This is a genomic window from Cupriavidus sp. GW821-FHT07C08, from assembly GCF_059419025.1.
The window spans coordinates 25836-42513 of record NZ_JBWKQZ010000039.1; the positions used below are offsets into that span (position 1 = coordinate 25836).

Sequence of the window (16678 nt, forward strand, 5' to 3'; positions counted from 1 at the left end):
GCCCCGCAATGCGGGGTCACACAACGCGCGGAGCTGCTTCGTGACGGCAAAACAGAGGCTCTGTCAATCCTCCAACGGCGTAGCATCGTCTCGCAGCATCCTCGTGTAGTCTCGCGACCAAACCACTCCTGCTAGCCGTGCGATTTCCATGGAACGATACCTTCAATTTGTGGCCAAGGCCTTCATCGCTGGTGCCATCATTGTGATCGTCGCCATGGTCTTGCGGCAAGTATATCTGCGCAACGCCGCTGAAGCCGGCATCGCTGGCGCGGATGAGGACCCAGCGGTTATGATGCTGATCAGCTGCGAGACAATGCACAACCGCCTTCAGCAACGGCATGGTCCAATAAATGTAGCAGATACTCATGAGCCGCCACGCGCTCGTTGTCGGGAGTCCTGAGTTCGGACAACGCATGCCTACGGTTTGGCAGTTCACGCTGCTTGCGTGGCGCTGCGAGCTGTTCAAATATTGCCACCTGGGAACACGCAGTCGCGTGCCACAGCATTCCGCCAAGGGTTCTGCCAAAATCAAGTTACGGCGAGATTGCTGGCAGCACAGATGATGACCAACGGACGACGCGGCGCCGGTGCAAAGCTCTTCGGAACTGGACGGATCGTTTTGTGGCGCGGCGGCAGTGTCTGGATCGGCCACGCGGAGGAGAAGTCCGGTTTCCATGCGCATCACGCCATCCAGGTGACGCTCGCGCTATGGTGCGTTTCCAGACTCCCGGAAAAGATTGGGTAGCGTATACGGCGGCGATCATCTCCGCCCACCTACCGCACGCTTTCGAGGCACGCGGCGAGCTCGTTGCGCTCATTTTCACGGAACCCGAATCGCGCGAAGGACGGATACTGAGGGAACGCTTCTGCACAGGGATCGCGCCGCTAGCTCCTGATACCTTCGCCGACGAGGCTGCGGCATTGGCCTCGGCCTATGACGCAGACGCCACTGATGAAGAACTCACTGCCCGTGCCCGCGCAATCATTGCAAGTCTCACCTTGGCCCGAGCTGGGCAGACTAGGCCGCTCGATAAGCGGATAGAGCGTGCCATTGAGGTGCTGCGCGAACGGATAGGCGAGACGGTCCCGATGGCCGAGATCGCTGATGCCGTCCATCTCTCGCCCGAGCGTTTCCGTCATCTATTCCTGGAGCAAACCGGCATCCGGTTCCGGCCATATGTACTTTGGCTGCGCCTTGAGCTTGCCATCGCGTCGTATGCTGCCGGCAAGAACCTGACCGAAGCTTCCTATGCCGGTGGCTTCGCGGATTCCGCCCATTTTTCCCGCACCTTTAAGCGTATGTTCGGCGTGCTGGCCGGCGGGATCAGCGTCCAGCGCGTCCAGCGCGTCTAGGCGAACCTTAGCCGTTTCGTTCAAGCCGCCGGTCATCGATGGCCGGCACACTGGCGTCTCGTTTCCAACAGAAAGGAGCATCGCCATGAACACCACTACTCAATCCCAATGCGATTGCGCGGGTTGCCCCGGCCCCGGCTGCCTCTGCGGTTGCCAGACAACTGCCGAGAAGCAGAATGCATGCGCCTGCGGATCTGGCTGCACCTGCGGACCGCAATGCCGGTGCGGCACTGGATGTGCCTGCGGCGGCGCAAAGCCCGAATAGCGCTGGGAAGGGCCTCCGTAATAACCGTATTGATGTAGCGACGCTGCGAGGCAGGCCTCGCGGCGTGTTGCATCCAGCGGATCTTCAACTGCCCGATTGGGCGAAGGAAGCTCTCATATCACCGATCGACTCTCATCCTCTTGTACCGCTCGAAAGGGACTGGGTCACCACGTTGCGCTCCCTTCCCTCGTCCCGATACTGGGCGCGGGTTTTTAGGGGCAGCGTTGCCGGCGCGCGGGGATTGATCGAGCCTAGAACAAGCTTACCGATGCTTCGGACGGCCTCGAGCATCGAATGTCCTTGGCTTGTAAGGCGGCGATAACTGTTGCAGGCGCCTGCCGGGAATTGCTGCATTGAGAAGTCCGGACTTTCCGAGAACGGCAGAGCGCTTCACAGTGGCCTCTAAATCTAGGCTTCAGGCTTGGCAGGCGACAGTTCGAAGCAGTGCCCAATCAATAATTTCATAATGAAATTATTGGGCTGTGACGAGGCCCCCCCCGCGGTCGGTCATGTTCGTCGTCTCTAGCCGACCCGTTACGGTCCTTCATCTCAGCACAACGTCAACGGCCGCTCTCTACCCTTTTGCGGCCAATCCAAAATGTTGGCTCAAGGGTTCGGAGCCTACCCATTAGCAACCCTCAATAGTCTGCTACGCCTGCTGTTCACGCGACTTCTCAAATTTCTCCACAAGGAAGTCGATGAAGGCGCGTGCTCGAGTTGTCTGATTGCGGCGTTGTGAGTAGTAGACAAAGAGGTCAGCCGACGGCAGCTTGTACTGCGGCAAGACAACGCGTAAGCGGCCACTCTCCAGGTACTTCGCCAGATCCCACTCCGAACGAATCAGGATCCCGTGCCCATCAAGGGCCCAGCCGAGAACAATATCTCCGTCGTTGCTGGACAGTGCACCTCCGACCTTCACGCTTTCGTGATGACCATCATGTTCGAAGCGCCAAATGGTATGGGCATCGTCGTTCTGCCGATGAATAATGCAACGATGGCTGGAGAGGTCGGACAGTGATTTGGGTGATCCGAATTTGTCCAGGTAGACCGGGGAAGCACAGAGGAAGCGACGGTTCGACATGATCCGCCTTGCGCTCAGGCGCTTGTCGGGCAGTGTTCCGAACCTGATCGCCAGGTCGACGCCACCGTCCACGAGATCGACGGGGCGATCCGTGACCTCAAGTTGCACCTCCACTTGCGTGTAGCGCTTTGCAAACTCCGAAACCAGAGGCGCAATGGTGGTTCGCCCGAAGCCGAGTGTCGCATTGACGCGCAGCAGCCCACGTGGTTCGGCTCCGCTGCTCGCGACGACACTTTCCATTTCCCGCAAGTCCGCCAGGATCCTTTGGGCATAGGCCAGGTAGGTCTCACCTTCGTTCGTCAGGCTGATGCTCCGGGTAGTCCGGTTGACCAGCCGCACGCCAAGCCGGCCTTCCATCATGGCCAGCCGCTTGGTCGCTGCCGGTGGCGTCAGGTCAAGTTCGCGCGCCGCGGCAGCAAGGCTGCCATGCCGGGCAATCAGGACGAAGAACTCCAGTTCGGATGCAATCTCATTCTTCACTGACGGTGAATAATGAAATGAATTTGGTTCAATTCTAGTACATCGTTCCGCGCCTAATCTACGGATTCCCACGCACCCCATACGTTCGTTCTGTGTGAATCAGGAGACACATTGTGAGAATCGTAGAAATCCGCGAAAAGACCTTCCCGATCAGCTCGCCCATCCGCAACGCCTACATCGACTTCAGCAAGATGACCTTGAGCCTGGTCGCCGTGATCACCGACGTGATCCGGGACGGCAAGCCCGTGGTCGGTTATGGCTTCAACTCGAACGGTCGTTACGGCCAGGGCACGCTGATGCGAGAGCGCTTTATCCCGCGCATTCTGGAAGCCGACCCGGAGTCGCTGGTCGATGCCACCGGCAACAACCTGGATCCCGACAAGATCTGGGACACCATGTTCAAGAATGAGAAGCCCGGCGGCCACGGCGAGCGTTCAGTCGCCATCGGCACGATCGACATGGCCATCTGGGATGCTGTGGCGAAGATCGAGGGCAAGCCGCTGTTTCAGTTGCTGGCCGACCGTTATGGCAACGGGCAGCCTGACCGCAAGGTGTTCGTCTACGCCGCCGGTGGCTACTACTATCCCGGCCAGGACCACGGAAAGCTCAAGGACGAGATGCGAAGCTATATCGACCGCGGCTACACGGTGGTCAAGAAGAAGATCGGCGGCGCGTCGCTGGACGAAGACCTGCGCCGCATCGATTCGATCCTGAGCGTGCTGCAGGACGGCCAGAAGCTCGCGGTTGATGCGAACGGCCGGTTCGATCTCGACACCGCCATCCAGTACGCCAAAGCGCTGTCCCAGTACGACCTGTTCTGGTACGAGGAGCCCGGCGATCCGCTGGACTTCGAGCTCCAGGCCACGCTGCGCAACTACTACGACAAGCCGATGGCAACCGGCGAAGACCTGTTCTCGATGCAGGACGCCCGCAATCTGATCCGCTACGGCGGCATGCGCCCCGATCGCGACTATCTGCAGTTCGACTGCGCACTGAGCTACGGCCTGGTGGAATACCTGCGCACGCTGGACATGCTCAGGCAGCACGGATGGTCGGCAAGCCGCTGCATCCCGCATGGCGGTCACCAGATGTCCCTGAACATCGCAGCCGGCCTAGGTCTCGGCGGCAACGAGAGCTACCCCGACCTGTTCCAGCCGTTCGGCGGCTTCCCGGACAACCTGAAGGTGGAAAAGGGCTACCTGACGATGCCTGACCTGCCCGGCATCGGCTTTGAAGGAAAGTCTGACCTCTACAGCGTGATGCAACAGCTTTCGGCCTGAGCCGAACAGCTCCCGAAAGAGAGCAGCCCTCAAAAAAGCTATATATACGGAGACAACCATGTGGATAAAGCAAGCGGCATCTCGCGCCGCCACTCTTTGCATTGTCGGCGGCATCTTCGGCGCCTCAGGCTACGCGTACGCGGAATACCCGGAGAAGCCCGTCACCCTGGTTGTCCCGTTTGTGGCCGGAGGGCCAAGCGACAAGATCGCCCGGGACGTTGCCGAATCCCTGCGAAAGTCGTTGGGAACCACGGTGGTGGTGGAAAACACCGCAGGCGCGGGCGGCACCATTGGCACCGCACGCGTCGCGCGAGCAAATCCTGATGGCTATACGCTGTTGATTCACCACATCGGACTGGCCACCGCGCCAGCCCTGTACAAGAAGCTCGGCTATAAGACCTCTGATCTCGAGTTTCTGGGGCTGATCAACGAGGCGCCTTCGACGCTGATTGGCAAGCCCGATCTGCCGCCCAATGGCTTGCCAGAGCTGCGCAAGTTCATCACCGAAAACGGGGGCAAGCTGAATCTTGCGAACGCAGGGGTTGGATCCGCCTCGCATCTCTGCGGGCTGCTGCTCCAGAGCGCCCTGAAAAGCAACATGACGTTCGTGCCCTACAAGGGCACAGCCCCTGCAATGTCCGACATCATGGGCGGCCAGGTGGACCTGATGTGCGAACAAGCCACCAACAGCACCCCGCAGATCGAAGCCAGGAAGGTCAAGGCGTACGGGGTAACAGGAGCGCAGCGGTCAATGGTCCCCGCTTTGGCGAGCATTCCCACCCTGAGTGAGGGAGGACTTTCCGGTTTTAACTTCACCGTCTGGCATGGTCTCTATGCGCCGCATGCCACGCCGGCGGCCGTACTCGAGAAAATCAACAAGGCCTTGCGGGTAGCACTGAAAGACCCTGCACTGGTGAAGCGGGAAGAGGCACTCGGTATTACGGTGGTTGCCGACGACCGGCTTTCGCCGGCAGGTCATAAGAAGTTCTTCAACGACGAAGTCACCAGGTGGTCGAAGGTGATCAAGGACGCTGGGATTCATCCAGAGTGACCGCATAGCTTGTCCGACATGGACCGGCAGCAGGCGATTGGTACCGGTCCATATTTCCAAAGGTTCCGACGCTTAAGCTGAACTTCGAGCAAAAGCGGGGTCGGCATCAGGCGAAACACTGAGAAACTTGCTGCGGCACCGGGGCTTAGAGATAGGTCAATATAATTCGAAGTGCTTGAGACCTCGAATACCGCCATCGCAAGGCTGAAGAGTATGGCAAGCGTAGTCCGGCACACCCAGTGGATTTTCCGTCGAGAACGCATTGTGCCTGGAGTCTCTGATGGCCCCGGTGGCTACTACGGAGCGAATCCCATGCAGCAAACTGTGGGCGCAGCAAGTCGAGATGTTACAAGAGGCGAATTCTGGCGTCTTCACCAAGGGTAGCATCGTCCCGACGTTACAGGCGCGCGTGACGCAATCGTCAGGTTGCAGCGTCATTTCATGGCGCCCGGCAGGTCTCCTACCACTGTGCGTGACGGAAGGGAGTATCAATTCACGCCGGCACCGGCCCTGTTACTTCTAAGAGAAGGCTAGCGTTTGCGGCTGACAAAGGCAGCCATATGCTGTTGCGGTTCTCCAGTATCAAAGGCCTTGCCAAATTCCGCTACGCTGTTTTCGATCGACACGTGCAGCGGCGCCTCTTCCCACTCGCGCAGCAGGCGCTTCTGCTGGCGCACGACTTGTGGACCGAAGCTGGCCAACAGGGTGGCGACGCGCGCAACCTCGCCGTCGAGTTCGGAAATTGGCACCACCCGGCTCACGAGACCGGCGACCAGCGCCTGATCTGCGTTGACGATTTCGCCCGTCAGCAACAACCAAGCTGTGCGAGCGTTGCCGATCAGACGCGGCATCAGCGCAGCGTGGATCACGGAAGGGATGCCGACCTTGACCTCGGGCATGCCCAACTGGGCATCCTGGGCGGCGATACGCAGATCGCAAGCCAGCGCGAGCTCCAACCCGCCGCCGAGGCACCAGCCCGGCATGCGTGCGATCACGGGCACGGGGAAGTGTCGGAGCGCATTGCACAGGTCCCGGAGGCCACCGATGAATGCCTCGGCGCGCTCGCGCGTCAGGGCGGCCATCTCGTGGATATCGGCACCGCCGATAAAGCCTTTGTTTCCTGTGCCGCGTACCACCAGCACACGCACATCGCGGCGTGCAGACAGGGCTTGCACAGCCTCAGTCAGGTCCGCAATTACGGGCGTGCCAAGGATGTTCAGCGACTTGGCTTCGCGGATCGTTAGCGTGGCAACGCCTTCACCGTCGACTTCAACGGACGCGTGGCGATTGGAAATGGATGCGCTCATCGGATTAGCTCCGTACTGCAACTTAGTGAAATGGATGTCCTCGACGACCTTTTTCGGTTCTGCGTCCGCACCGGGTCGGCAAACGCCTTTCGGGTGGTACAGGCTGGAATGGCGCCTTGCTTTTCGATTGCTGCGATGACTTCGGGCTCGGCCAGAGCCTGTTTCACAGCCGCGTTGATTCTGTCGAGGATCGCTGGCGACGTACCTGCTGGCGCACCGAGACCGAACCACGACGGGTTGTTCATCGCCGGAAGGCCTGCCTCCGCGTACGTCGGCACGTTCGGCAGCATCTTCAGGCGGTGACGTGCCGCCATGGCCAAGGGCTTCAGGCGTCCGCCCTGTATCAGCACGGCGCCGAGACGGGTGCCGATCACCCGCGATTGATGTCCGTGATGCCACCGGCTGCGTAGGGGACGATCAGTTTGATCGGCCGATCGGGCCAGTTGCCTGCGTGTGCGACGCCGGTCAGGCCGATGGTTGTCAACATGGCGAATGCGAAGGGTGACCGTTTCATCTGTTGTCTCCGTTGCTTGATTTTCGATATACGTGTTCAGGGCGAGCGCGAGAAGCCTTGGCGCTTCGGTGTGTGCTCACCAAGGAGCGGCGGTGGCGCCAGGCCAGCGGCGGACGGCGCCAGCATGGGATTGCGCACCATTGGCACTTCACCCATCACCGGGTGCAAGGCCGCCTGCCGCAACTGCCGGTGTCGTACCTGCGGATGCGCGAAGACTTCCTCCATGGTGTGGATCGGTCCCCATGGCACGCCGGCCGCATCGAAAGCACCAGTCCAGGCATCGCGAGTGCGTGTGGGCAACAAGTCAGTGAGGACAGACCTGAGGGCCACCAGATTCTCGATACGGGCCGAGTTGGTCGCGTACCGCGGGTCCTGAGCCAGGTCCGTCCTGTCCGCCACGTCGCAAAACCGCGCGAATTGGGCATCGTTGCCAATGGCGAGGATCAGGTAGCCGTCGGCGCAGCGGAAGACTTCGTACGGCGCGCAGTTGGGATGCGCGTTGCCGCTGCGTTGGGGATTGGCGCCCGAAATGAGATAGTTGGAGCCTTGGTTGGCGTTCAGCGTCACGGCTACATCAAGCAGGGCAATGTCCAGGTGTGCTCCCACGCCGCTGGAAGCGCGCTGGAACAAGGCCGCCAGACCGCGGACGTGGCATACATCCCCGTAGTCAGGTCCACCACCGCTACGCCCGTTCGCAACGGACCGGCGCCGGCTTGCCCATCGGGCAGGCCGGTGTAGCTCATTAAGCCGCCCATGCCCTGGAACACGTAGTCGTATCCCGGCTTGTCGGCCATCGGCCCATCCTGGCCGAACCCCGTTATCGAGACATAGATTAACCGCGAATTCAGTGCCTTGAGGGAGTGGTAGTCGAGGCCATACCGTTTCAGTGTGCCGACCTTATAGTTTTCGACCAGGACATCGGCCTCCAGGGCCAGCGAGCGTATCGTCGCGGCGCCCTCCGGTGTGGAATAGTCGACGGCGACTGAACGTTTCCCGCGATTGCAACAGATGAAGTAGGCAGACATCCGTTCCGCCGTGCCGGGCGCTTCCAGATAGGGGGGGCCAGCCACGCGTATCGTCGCCCCGCTGCGGGTGTTCGATCTTTGTGACCTCGGCGCCGAGATCCGCCAGATTTTGTGTGCACCACGGGCCTGCCAGTATCCGGGAAAGGTCCAGTACCTTGATCCCCTGCAACGCCTTGTCAAGCATTCGTGTCTCCTGCTGATAGGCGACCGAGTATAGGGAGAGGGCGGAGGGCGGACCAGTCGAGAGATTTGAAAGCAGCGTTGCGGTATTTTCAAGGGTCCGGGCGGTCTGGCCGTCGGGATTGTGAAGTGTGACGCCAGGGTGATACGCTGGCCTTCATCGAAGAGTGAAAGGTAGGGGGACGTCGTGCGTTATGAGTTGACAGACTTGCGGCTATTTCAGGCCATTGCCGATGCGCAGGGGCTTTCGGCCGGCGCAGCCGCCGTGCACATCACACCGTCCGCGGCGAGCTATCGTATCAAGAACCTCGAGCAAGCGATGGGAACGACGCTGTTCGTGCGAACCGCCCGCGGGATGGAACTCACGCCTGCCGGAGAGACCCTGCTCAGCCATGTGAGGGAACTGCTGCTGGGTGTGGAGCGGATGCACGGAGAAGTCGGCCGATTTTCCTCGGGGCTCAAGGGACATATACGTCTGCTGGCCAATAGCAGTTCACTCAACGGATTCGTTATCCCTAGTGTCAGCCGCTTCCTGAACGAACATCCGGACGTCAATATCGATTTGGAAGAGCGTGCCAGCCCGGCCATCGTGGCGGCCATCGCCGCGCAGGAGGCAGATATCGGCATCCTGGCTGGAGACTCTGCTGCAGCGGACGTTCGGAGCACGCCCTACGCGGTAGATGAACTCGTCATCATCACCCCGCTGACGCATCAGCTTGCCGGCAAACCGGAGATCCAGTTTGTTGCGGCGCTCGAATTCGATTTCGTCAGCATGAACCGCACCAGCAGCAATTTCCTGTTCTTGCGCGAGATGTCTCAGCGCGCAGGTAAAAGTCCAAATGTGCGGTTACACGTCCCCAGCTTTGAAGGGATCTTGACGTTGGTGGAAGCTGGCGTCGGCATTGCCATGGTGCCGCGCACCGTGGCAACGCCCGCCATACGGGAGGGTCGCGTGGCCAGCGTCAGGCTGGCGGAGCCGTGGGCATTGCGGCAACTCCACCTCATCGTGCGGTCAGAGGGAAGGCTGCCGTCGTTCACGACGGCGTTCGCCGAATATCTTGTTAATGACCCCGCTGTTGCCGCGACGCGCCGTACTGTTGCGGCACCTCTCCCGGGCTGAAAGACGGGCTGTGAGACGGGCGCGTCGCCAACAATGACTGGGAAGGCTTTGAATTTCCACGAAGCATCGCTTCAAATCATTCGCATGGCCTTTGCCGGGACGCAAAAATATACTGGTCTTGCTTCCCGGGACCGATGTTCAGGTCCAACGGGAACGGTCAGACAACAATGATGCTTCCGGAGACAACCTGTGCATTCCTTTCACGCAGGCGTACGCGCCCTTGCCGTCGCGGGCGGCCTATTCTCGTCACTTGTCCATAGCGGCGCTGCCATGGCTCAGCCCGATATTTGGCCAAGCAAGCCAGTCACTATCGTCGTCGCATTCGCACCGGGCGGCATGACCGACATCGTCGGCCGCTTGCTGGCATCGGAATTGTCGCAGTCCTACAAGCAGAGCTTCGTCGTCGAAAACAAGCCCGGTGCGGCAGGACAGATCGCGACGGAATACGTGGCACGCAAGCCGAACGACGGTTACACGTTGCTGTTGAGTGCGACGGGCCATGTCATCGGTCCGGCCATTCAGAAGAATGTCCGGTACCGCCCCGTGAAGGACTTCGAACCGATTGCTCTGGTAGCGAAGGCGCCGAATCTGCTGGTGGTGAACCCTTCGGTTCCCGCCAAGACGCTTCCGGAATTCGTGAAGTGGGCCAAGGCGCAAGGCAGTGTGCCCTATGGATCTGCCGGCGTCGGCGGTTCCACGCACCTTGCCGGCGAACTGTTTCGCCATATGGCCGGCGTGCCGCTGGTTCACGTGCCTTATAAGGGCGCGTCACCTTCGACGAACGACGTTGTCGCTGGCCAGATTCCGGTTGTCTTCCAGGACTCGATGAGCGTCTCGGCGTTCATCGCGGCCGGCAAACTGCGGCCTATCGCTGTAACTAGCGCGGAGCGCAGCAAACTGTTTCCCGATGTGCCGACGATTGCAGAGGGTGGTTACAAGAACTTTGATGTCTATACATGGCTGGGTCTGTACGCCCCCGCGGGCACGTCGCCCGACGTCGTGGCCCGTCTCAACGAGGATGTCAACCGGATCATGTCCTCTCCAGACATGGTCGCCAAGCTGGCCAGGCAGAATGCCGAGGCCGCCGGTAACCTCAGCCCCGTCGAGTTCCGCAAGTACGTAGAGGCGGAGGTCGAAAAATGGCAACGAACGGTCAAGGTGACCGGCGTCCAGATCGAACAGTGAGGTCAACGATGTCCACAGTGAAACATTCGGTAGCCGACGTGGTGGTGTCGGCCGCCGAGGCACACTACTTCGGCCGGTTGGCCGACGGTTTTTTCGAGATTCCGCGATGCCTGGATTGCGACCGCCACCACTTTTACCCGCGTGTCATCTGTCCCCATTGCGGATCTGACCGACTTCAATGGGAGTCGCCCGCAGGCACTGGTACTGTGTATTCGACCACCGTGGTACGACATAAGGACGGCGACTACAACGTTTGTCTGATCGAGTTGGACGAGGGCCCGAGAATGATGAGCCGGGTGTCGGGCGTTGACCCAGCGGGGGTACGGATCGGTATGCGAGTGCGGGCTGCCCTCGAGCAAGCCGAGCGGGCCCCGTTGGTCGTATTTCACGCTTTGGAGCCCCGACAATGAAGCCCACGGAACGCGGCGGGATCGCCATCCTCGGAACAGGACTGGCCGGCCTTGGGCACGCTGGCGGCAGATCCGAGCAGGAAATCATCGCGCAGGCCGCGCACCGCGCCGTTGCGGACAGCGGACTTCGGATGAAGGATATAGACGGCATCCTGACGTCGAGCCTGACCTCGCCATGGTGGGTCATGCGAATGGCAGAGTATCTGGGCATCCGGCCTCGATTCTCCGACAGTCCGATGTTTGGCGGTTCCTCCTTCATTGCTGACCTGCAGATCGCGGCGATGGCCATCGAGGCCGGGCGCTGTGACAACGTACTGATCTGTTATGGAAGCAACCCGCGCAGCATACCCAGCAGTTCGAGGATCAACCAGATGCGCGCGGAGCTCGATCCACAGCCGTACGAGCATCCCTACAAACCGTTCAATCCAGTCACGAGTTATGCACTCGCTGCTGCGCGGCACATGCAGCAGTACGGCACCACGCGGACCCAGTTGGCCGAAGTGGCGGTCGCGGCCCGGCAGTGGGCCCAACTGAACCCGGACGCGTTCTCTCGCGATCCGCTAAGCATTGATGATGTCCTCAATGCGAAGATGATCTCGGATCCGCTGACCGTGCGCGACTGTTGCCTCGTGACCGACGGCGCCGGTGCATTCGTCGTGACGCGCGAGGACCGGGCGCGAGCCATGCATGCCAAGCCGGTTTATGTGCTGGGCACGGGCCATGCACACTGGCACCGTCAGATCTCGTGCATGGACGATCTGACGGTTACGCCGGCGGTGGACTCGGGCAGGCATGCGTTCTCGCAGGCAGGACTGACGCCCGTGGACATCGACATCGTCGAACTTTACGACGCCTTCACCATCAACCCGATCCTGTTCCTCGAGGATCTCGGGTTCTGCAAGAAGGGGGAGGGCGGCACCTTCGTTTCGGATGGCAGGATCTCGCCTGGCGGCGCATTTCCCATGAATACCAACGGCGGCGGCCTGTCATGCGTGCATCCGGGGATGTACAGCATCTTCCTCGTCATCGAAGCCGTTACGCAGTTGCGCAACGAGGCCGGTGCTCGACAAGTCGCTGGCGCGGAGGTGGCACTCGTGCACGGCAACGGCGGCGTCCTTTCCAGCCAGGCCACCGCAATCCTTGGCACGAGCCAGTAATAAGGCCCATCTAATGATCGACAAATTCATGGCCACGGCCAGCGACGCGGTGGCGGATATTCATGACGGCGCGACCATCCTTGTCAGCGGCTTTGGCATTTCGGGGCAACCGTTGGAGTTGCTCGACGCCCTTGCCGAGCAGGGCGCGAGGGAACTCACTGTGGTCTGCAACAACGGCGGGAGCGGCGACTCAGGACTTGCGCGGCTGATCCGGTTGGGGCGGGTCCGAAAACTTGTGGCCTCCTATCCCCGCGGCGCCGAGGCGACCGCATTCGAGGATGCTTTTGCCAGTGGCAGGCTCGAGTTCGAGTGCGTGCCACAAGGCACGCTGGCGGAGCGCTTGCGCGCGGCGGGTGCCGGCCTCGGCGGATTTCTTACGCCCACGGCGTATGGAACCGAGTTGGCCGAAGGCAAGGAGACGAGGGTCATCAACGGCGTTGGCTATGTCTTCGAGTCGCCGCTCCATGGTGACTTCGCACTGGTCAAGGCAGACCGTGCAGACCGATGGGGCAACCTGGTCTATCGGAAGGCCGGCCGGAATTTTGGGCCGCCGATGAGCATGGCGGCAAGGACCACCATCGTTCAGGTACGGGAGCGCGTGGGCCTTGGCGACCTGGATCCCGAGTCTGTGGTGACGCCAGGAATCTTTGTGCAACGTGTTGTGCGCATTGCAGATGTCGAGAGGAGCGAGCCATGACGATAGAAAGGCTCAGTCGCGACGCGATGGCCCGCAAGGTAGCCCGGGACATTCCCGCCGGATCGTACGTCAATCTCGGCATTGGCCTGCCGGTCAAGGTGCTGGAACACTGCCGCGCGGAGGACGAGGTCATCGTCCATAGCGAGAATGGCATTCTCGGCATGCGGGCGCTTGGGGAGGGTGAATCGCCTGACCCGGACATTACCAATGCCGCCAAGCTGCCGGTAGGGCTCGTCAATGGTGGCTGCTACTTTCATCACGCAGATTCCTTTTCCATGATGCGCGGTGGCCATCTTGACTATTGCGTATTGGGCGCCTATCAGGTGGCTGCCAATGGCGATCTGGCGAACTGGTCGCTGGGAATGCCCAATGTTGCTGCCGCCGTCGGGGGTGCAATGGACCTGGCCGTTGGTGCGCGCAACGTGTTCGTGCTCATGGAGCACGTGACCAAGGATGGCGTGCCGCGGATCGTGGATCAATGCACACTGCCCATCACCGGCGCACGGTGTGTCAAGCGAATCTACACGGATTTGGCGACCATTTCCGTAACCCCGCGGGGCCTGCAGGTCATCGATATGGTACCTGGCATGTCGCGATCCACACTTCAGTCCTTGACCGGCGTGCCCTTGCATTTTGAAGCTGCCGATTCGCGCGGCACCGGCTCCGGCGCATAAGACATCCACCATACGATTGCCATGTCACAAGCATTTGATTTCACCATGTTGTCTCCGACGGTGCGCTACCACGTGCAGGATCGCGTGGCCATCATCACCATCGATAATCCGCCGGTAAACGGCTTGAACGACGCTTGCCGCCGTGGCATCCACGCAGGCGTACAGCGCTTCATGGAAGACGCGGACGTTGACGCCGCCGTACTCATGGGCGCGGGAAAAGGGTTCTCTGGCGGGGCAGATATCCGTCAGTTCAACACCGCCGCAGCGCAAACCAGGCCGATGACCCGGGACATCATTGCCTTGATCGAGCAATGCCCAAAGCCTGTGATCGCAGCTATCCACGGTATAGCGTTGGGCGGGGGCCTCGAATTGGCCCTTGGCTGCCACTATCGTGTCGCCACTCGCGATGCGCGCCTTGGCCTGCCGGAAGTCAATCTTGGCCTGATTCCCGGCGGTGGCGGCACGCAACGTCTGCCGCGTCTGATTGGCGTGGCGGCCGCGCTAGACCTGATTCAAAGCGGCAAGACGGTCTCGGGCGCCGAGGCACTGTCGCTGGGACTCGTGGACGGATGCGTTGACAATGATCTTCTTGCGTCGTCCGTTGACTTCGCCAGGCGCCAACTGTCGGCTCTCGCTGAGCATCCGGTGCTGGGTCGGAAACCGATGGAAAACACTCCGGCGGTGGAGTTTTCCGCCAGACTGGCCGCTGTCAGCCCGAAGGCCCGTAACGCAATGGCTCAGCGTGTCAGTATCCAGTGTGTGGAGGCCGCGGTCACTTTGCCGTTCGAGGACGGACTGACGTTCGAAAGAGCGCGGTTCGATGAGCTCGTCGCGGGACCGGAGTCCACGGCGTTGCGTCATCTCTTCTTCGCCGAGCGCGAGGCCCCCAAACTGCCCGGCGTGGAGGTGAATGGACACGCCCGCCCTGTTTCCTCCGTGGCCATCCTGGGAGCTGGCACAATGGGCGTCGGGATCGCGATGGCCTTTGCGAATGCTGGCATTCCCGTTCGGCTGGTGGAGCGCGAGCCGGCGGCGCTCGACCGGGGATTGGCGCTGATTCGGAACAACTATGAAGTCACCGCTGGAAAGGGAAAGCTGTCCCGGTCCGATATGGAGGCAAGAATTGGCCGCATCACGCCAACACTGAACTTCGACGATATTGCTAACGCAGACCTCGTCATCGAAGCGGTATTCGAAGACATGACCGTCAAGAAGGATCTGTTCGCGCGACTTGACAAGATTTGCAAGCCGAACGCGATCCTAGCGACCAATACGTCCCGTCTTAGCATCGATGAGATGGCGGCTGCGACAACACGCCCGCAGGACGTCGTTGGCCTTCACTTCTTCAGTCCCGCCAACGTCATGCGTTTGCTGGAGGTCGTGCAAGGTGACCGGACCGGCTTGGACGTTATCGCCGCTTGCATGCAGATGGCGCAGCAAATCGGCAAGATTCCTGTGCTGGTAAAGGTATGCGAGGGCTTCGTCGGGAACCGGATGCTGACGCCGTACTGGCGGGAAGCCGGGTTCTTGCTCGAGGAGGGCGCTTCTCCAGTGGAGATCGACAGCGCCTTGACCCGGTTCGGTATGGCGATGGGACCGCTGACGATGGCGGATCTGGCAGGTCTGGATATCAACTGGGCGACGCGCAAGCGGCTCGCGCCGACGCGGCCGGGACACCTGCGCTATTCAAAGGTTGCCGACCGGATTTGCGAGATGGGCCGGTTCGGTCAGAAAACCGGTGCGGGCTATTACCGGTATGCGCCTGGAAGCCGCACGCCCGTTCCCGATCCAGAGATCGATGGGCTAATCGTGCAGTGCGCGGCGGAAGCTGGTATGGCGCGTAGGGAAGTCACGGAGGAGGAGATCGTCGATCGCTGCATGCTGGCCCTTGTCAACGAAGGGGCGCATATCCTGGAAGAGGGCATTGCGCAGCGCGCGTCGGATATCGATGTGGTCTATGTGCATGGCTATGGTTTTCCGGCTTGGCGTGGCGGTCCAATGTATTACGCGCAGATGCTTGGCCTCCCGGAGGCGCTTCGACGTATCCGCGCGCTTCGCGACAGGCACGGCGAACACTGGACACCGGCACCGCTGCTGGAGAAACTGGTAGCTTCCGGCGCGGTATCGTTTCCCTAACAAAATTCCCGGTTCCGGCGAGCGCCTTGGACCGGGACCATTTATTTGGAGAGAAAGTGACATGAGCACCGAAACGGCGGCTGACATTCTGGAGATCGCACAGCGCAGGCTAATGACGCAGCCCTTCAGCGCGTTGCTTTCAGCGGAGATTGTCGAGGTTGGCGCCGGTCGCTGCGCGCTGCGCGTTCCGATTCGCGATGTTCTGAAACAGCAGCACGGCTTTGTCCACGGCGGCGTGATCAGCTATGCGGCAGATAACGCGCTGACCATCGCCGGCTTCCTAGCGATGGACCGTGCGGTAGTGACCAGCGAATTCAAGGTCAACTACGTGCGTCCGGCCATTGGGGAAGCCATCATTGCCCGGGCGGAGTGCGTCCATGCGGGCAAGTCTCAGGCGGTGTGCCGCTGTGAAGTCTATGTGGTGACTGGCGGGGCGGAGAAGCTTTGCGCGGTTGCGCAAGGCACGATTGCCTTGCTGTCGGGCCCGGAAGTCCCCGTGAACTGATGCACGATGCACCGCACTGCGGTCCGCGACCGAGGGTGCTTGTGAACGCATGCCAAACGCCAAGCGAGGCGGTTGGCTTGAGTGTCTCTTTCCGAGCGGAAGGCGGAAGTTCGGATATCGGTGGCCTACCGGCGCTTTCTGGCCGGTCTCGGTCCGATGCCCGTTGCGAAACTGCAGCCGTCTCTGACCGACCCTTCACCACCGTTCGATCTACGCCATCCCGAACGGGCAGCAGCCAACCCGAAAGCAGTCACTTGC

16 protein-coding genes and 2 pseudogenes are annotated in these 16678 nt (G+C 60.9%); 12 read left to right on the forward strand and 6 right to left on the reverse strand.

Features of this window, described 5'->3' with window-relative positions; genetic code table 11:
• Positions 1 to 148: 148 nt before the first annotated feature.
• Positions 149 to 400 (forward strand): hypothetical protein, encoded by a 252-nt coding sequence (locus AC07UK_RS34265; RefSeq protein ID WP_494687865.1) that lies wholly within the window; start codon positions 149 to 151, stop codon positions 398 to 400.
• A 308-nt stretch (positions 401 to 708) separates the two neighbouring features.
• Positions 709 to 1353 (forward strand): helix-turn-helix transcriptional regulator, encoded by a 645-nt coding sequence (locus AC07UK_RS34270; protein WP_494687866.1) that lies wholly within the window; start codon positions 709 to 711, stop codon positions 1351 to 1353.
• Positions 1354 to 2267: 914 nt separating this feature from the next.
• Here the strand turns inward: AC07UK_RS34270 and AC07UK_RS34275 are convergent.
• The gene (locus tag AC07UK_RS34275; protein WP_494687867.1) at positions 2268 to 3179 is read right to left on the reverse strand and encodes a LysR family transcriptional regulator; all 912 of its coding nucleotides are present in this window, start codon (positions 3177 to 3179) and stop codon (positions 2268 to 2270) included.
• A 113-nt stretch (positions 3180 to 3292) separates the two neighbouring features.
• Here AC07UK_RS34275 and AC07UK_RS34280 point away from each other — a divergent pair, with 113 nt between their 5' ends.
• Both AC07UK_RS34280 and AC07UK_RS34285 read left to right on the forward strand, forming a co-directional pair.
• Complete coding sequence (locus AC07UK_RS34280) at positions 3293 to 4459, forward strand: mandelate racemase/muconate lactonizing enzyme family protein (RefSeq protein ID WP_494687868.1); 1167 nt, start codon at positions 3293 to 3295, stop codon at positions 4457 to 4459.
• Between the two features lie 58 nt (positions 4460 to 4517).
• The gene (locus AC07UK_RS34285) at positions 4518 to 5510 is read left to right on the forward strand and encodes a tripartite tricarboxylate transporter substrate-binding protein (protein ID WP_494687869.1); all 993 of its coding nucleotides are present in this window, start codon (positions 4518 to 4520) and stop codon (positions 5508 to 5510) included.
• Between the two features lie 530 nt (positions 5511 to 6040).
• Here the strand turns inward: AC07UK_RS34285 and AC07UK_RS34290 are convergent.
• The 5 genes and pseudogenes from AC07UK_RS34290 to AC07UK_RS34310 form a co-directional block, all read right to left on the reverse strand.
• A complete protein-coding gene (locus AC07UK_RS34290; RefSeq protein WP_494687893.1) occupies positions 6041 to 6817 on the reverse strand; it encodes an enoyl-CoA hydratase in 777 nt (258 codons plus the stop codon).
• A 15-nt stretch (positions 6818 to 6832) separates the two neighbouring features.
• Positions 6833 to 7164: pseudogene (locus AC07UK_RS34295) on the reverse strand (tripartite tricarboxylate transporter substrate-binding protein); the annotation flags it as partial.
• Positions 7165 to 7187: 23 nt separating this feature from the next.
• Positions 7188 to 7331, reverse strand: a complete 144-nt coding sequence (locus AC07UK_RS34300) for a hypothetical protein (protein WP_494687870.1) — start codon at positions 7329 to 7331, stop codon at positions 7188 to 7190.
• 36 nt (positions 7332 to 7367) lie between these two features.
• Positions 7368 to 8341, reverse strand: a pseudogene (locus AC07UK_RS34305) (CaiB/BaiF CoA transferase family protein).
• Positions 8229 to 8540, reverse strand: a complete 312-nt coding sequence (locus AC07UK_RS34310) for a CoA transferase (RefSeq protein WP_494687871.1) — start codon at positions 8538 to 8540, stop codon at positions 8229 to 8231. The pseudogene AC07UK_RS34305 and the gene AC07UK_RS34310 overlap by 113 nt, the downstream one beginning before the upstream one ends.
• Positions 8541 to 8723: 183 nt before the next feature.
• Between AC07UK_RS34310 and AC07UK_RS34315 the strand changes: the two genes are divergently transcribed.
• The 8 genes from AC07UK_RS34315 (at position 8724) to AC07UK_RS34350 (ending at position 16420) form a co-directional block, all read left to right on the forward strand.
• Positions 8724 to 9656, forward strand: coding sequence for a LysR family transcriptional regulator (locus AC07UK_RS34315; RefSeq protein WP_494687872.1), 933 nt, complete (start codon positions 8724 to 8726; stop codon positions 9654 to 9656).
• A 270-nt stretch (positions 9657 to 9926) separates the two neighbouring features.
• Positions 9927 to 10841 carry a tripartite tricarboxylate transporter substrate binding protein gene (locus tag AC07UK_RS34320; protein ID WP_494687873.1) on the forward strand — a complete coding sequence of 305 codons (915 nt, stop codon included), beginning with the start codon at positions 9927 to 9929 and terminating at the stop codon, positions 10839 to 10841.
• A gap of 8 nt (positions 10842 to 10849) precedes the next feature.
• Positions 10850 to 11251, forward strand: a complete 402-nt coding sequence (locus AC07UK_RS34325; RefSeq protein ID WP_494687874.1) for a Zn-ribbon domain-containing OB-fold protein — start codon at positions 10850 to 10852, stop codon at positions 11249 to 11251.
• Positions 11248 to 12408: a thiolase family protein gene (locus AC07UK_RS34330; RefSeq protein WP_494687875.1), complete on the forward strand. Its 1161-nt coding sequence runs from the start codon at positions 11248 to 11250 to the stop codon at positions 12406 to 12408. Before AC07UK_RS34325 ends, AC07UK_RS34330 begins: the two co-directional genes overlap by 4 nt.
• A gap of 13 nt (positions 12409 to 12421) precedes the next feature.
• Positions 12422 to 13105 carry a 3-oxoacid CoA-transferase subunit A gene (locus tag AC07UK_RS34335; protein WP_494687876.1) on the forward strand — a complete coding sequence of 228 codons (684 nt, stop codon included), beginning with the start codon at positions 12422 to 12424 and terminating at the stop codon, positions 13103 to 13105.
• Positions 13102 to 13779 carry a 3-oxoacid CoA-transferase subunit B gene (locus tag AC07UK_RS34340; protein ID WP_494687877.1) on the forward strand — a complete coding sequence of 226 codons (678 nt, stop codon included), beginning with the start codon at positions 13102 to 13104 and terminating at the stop codon, positions 13777 to 13779. The genes AC07UK_RS34335 and AC07UK_RS34340 overlap by 4 nt, the downstream gene beginning before the upstream one ends.
• A gap of 21 nt (positions 13780 to 13800) precedes the next feature.
• Positions 13801 to 15915, forward strand: a complete 2115-nt coding sequence (locus AC07UK_RS34345; RefSeq protein WP_494687878.1) for a 3-hydroxyacyl-CoA dehydrogenase NAD-binding domain-containing protein — start codon at positions 13801 to 13803, stop codon at positions 15913 to 15915.
• 61 nt (positions 15916 to 15976) lie between these two features.
• Entirely contained in the window at positions 15977 to 16420 is a 444-nt protein-coding gene (locus AC07UK_RS34350) for a PaaI family thioesterase (RefSeq protein WP_494687879.1), read from the forward strand.
• Positions 16421 to 16678 lie beyond the last annotated feature (258 nt).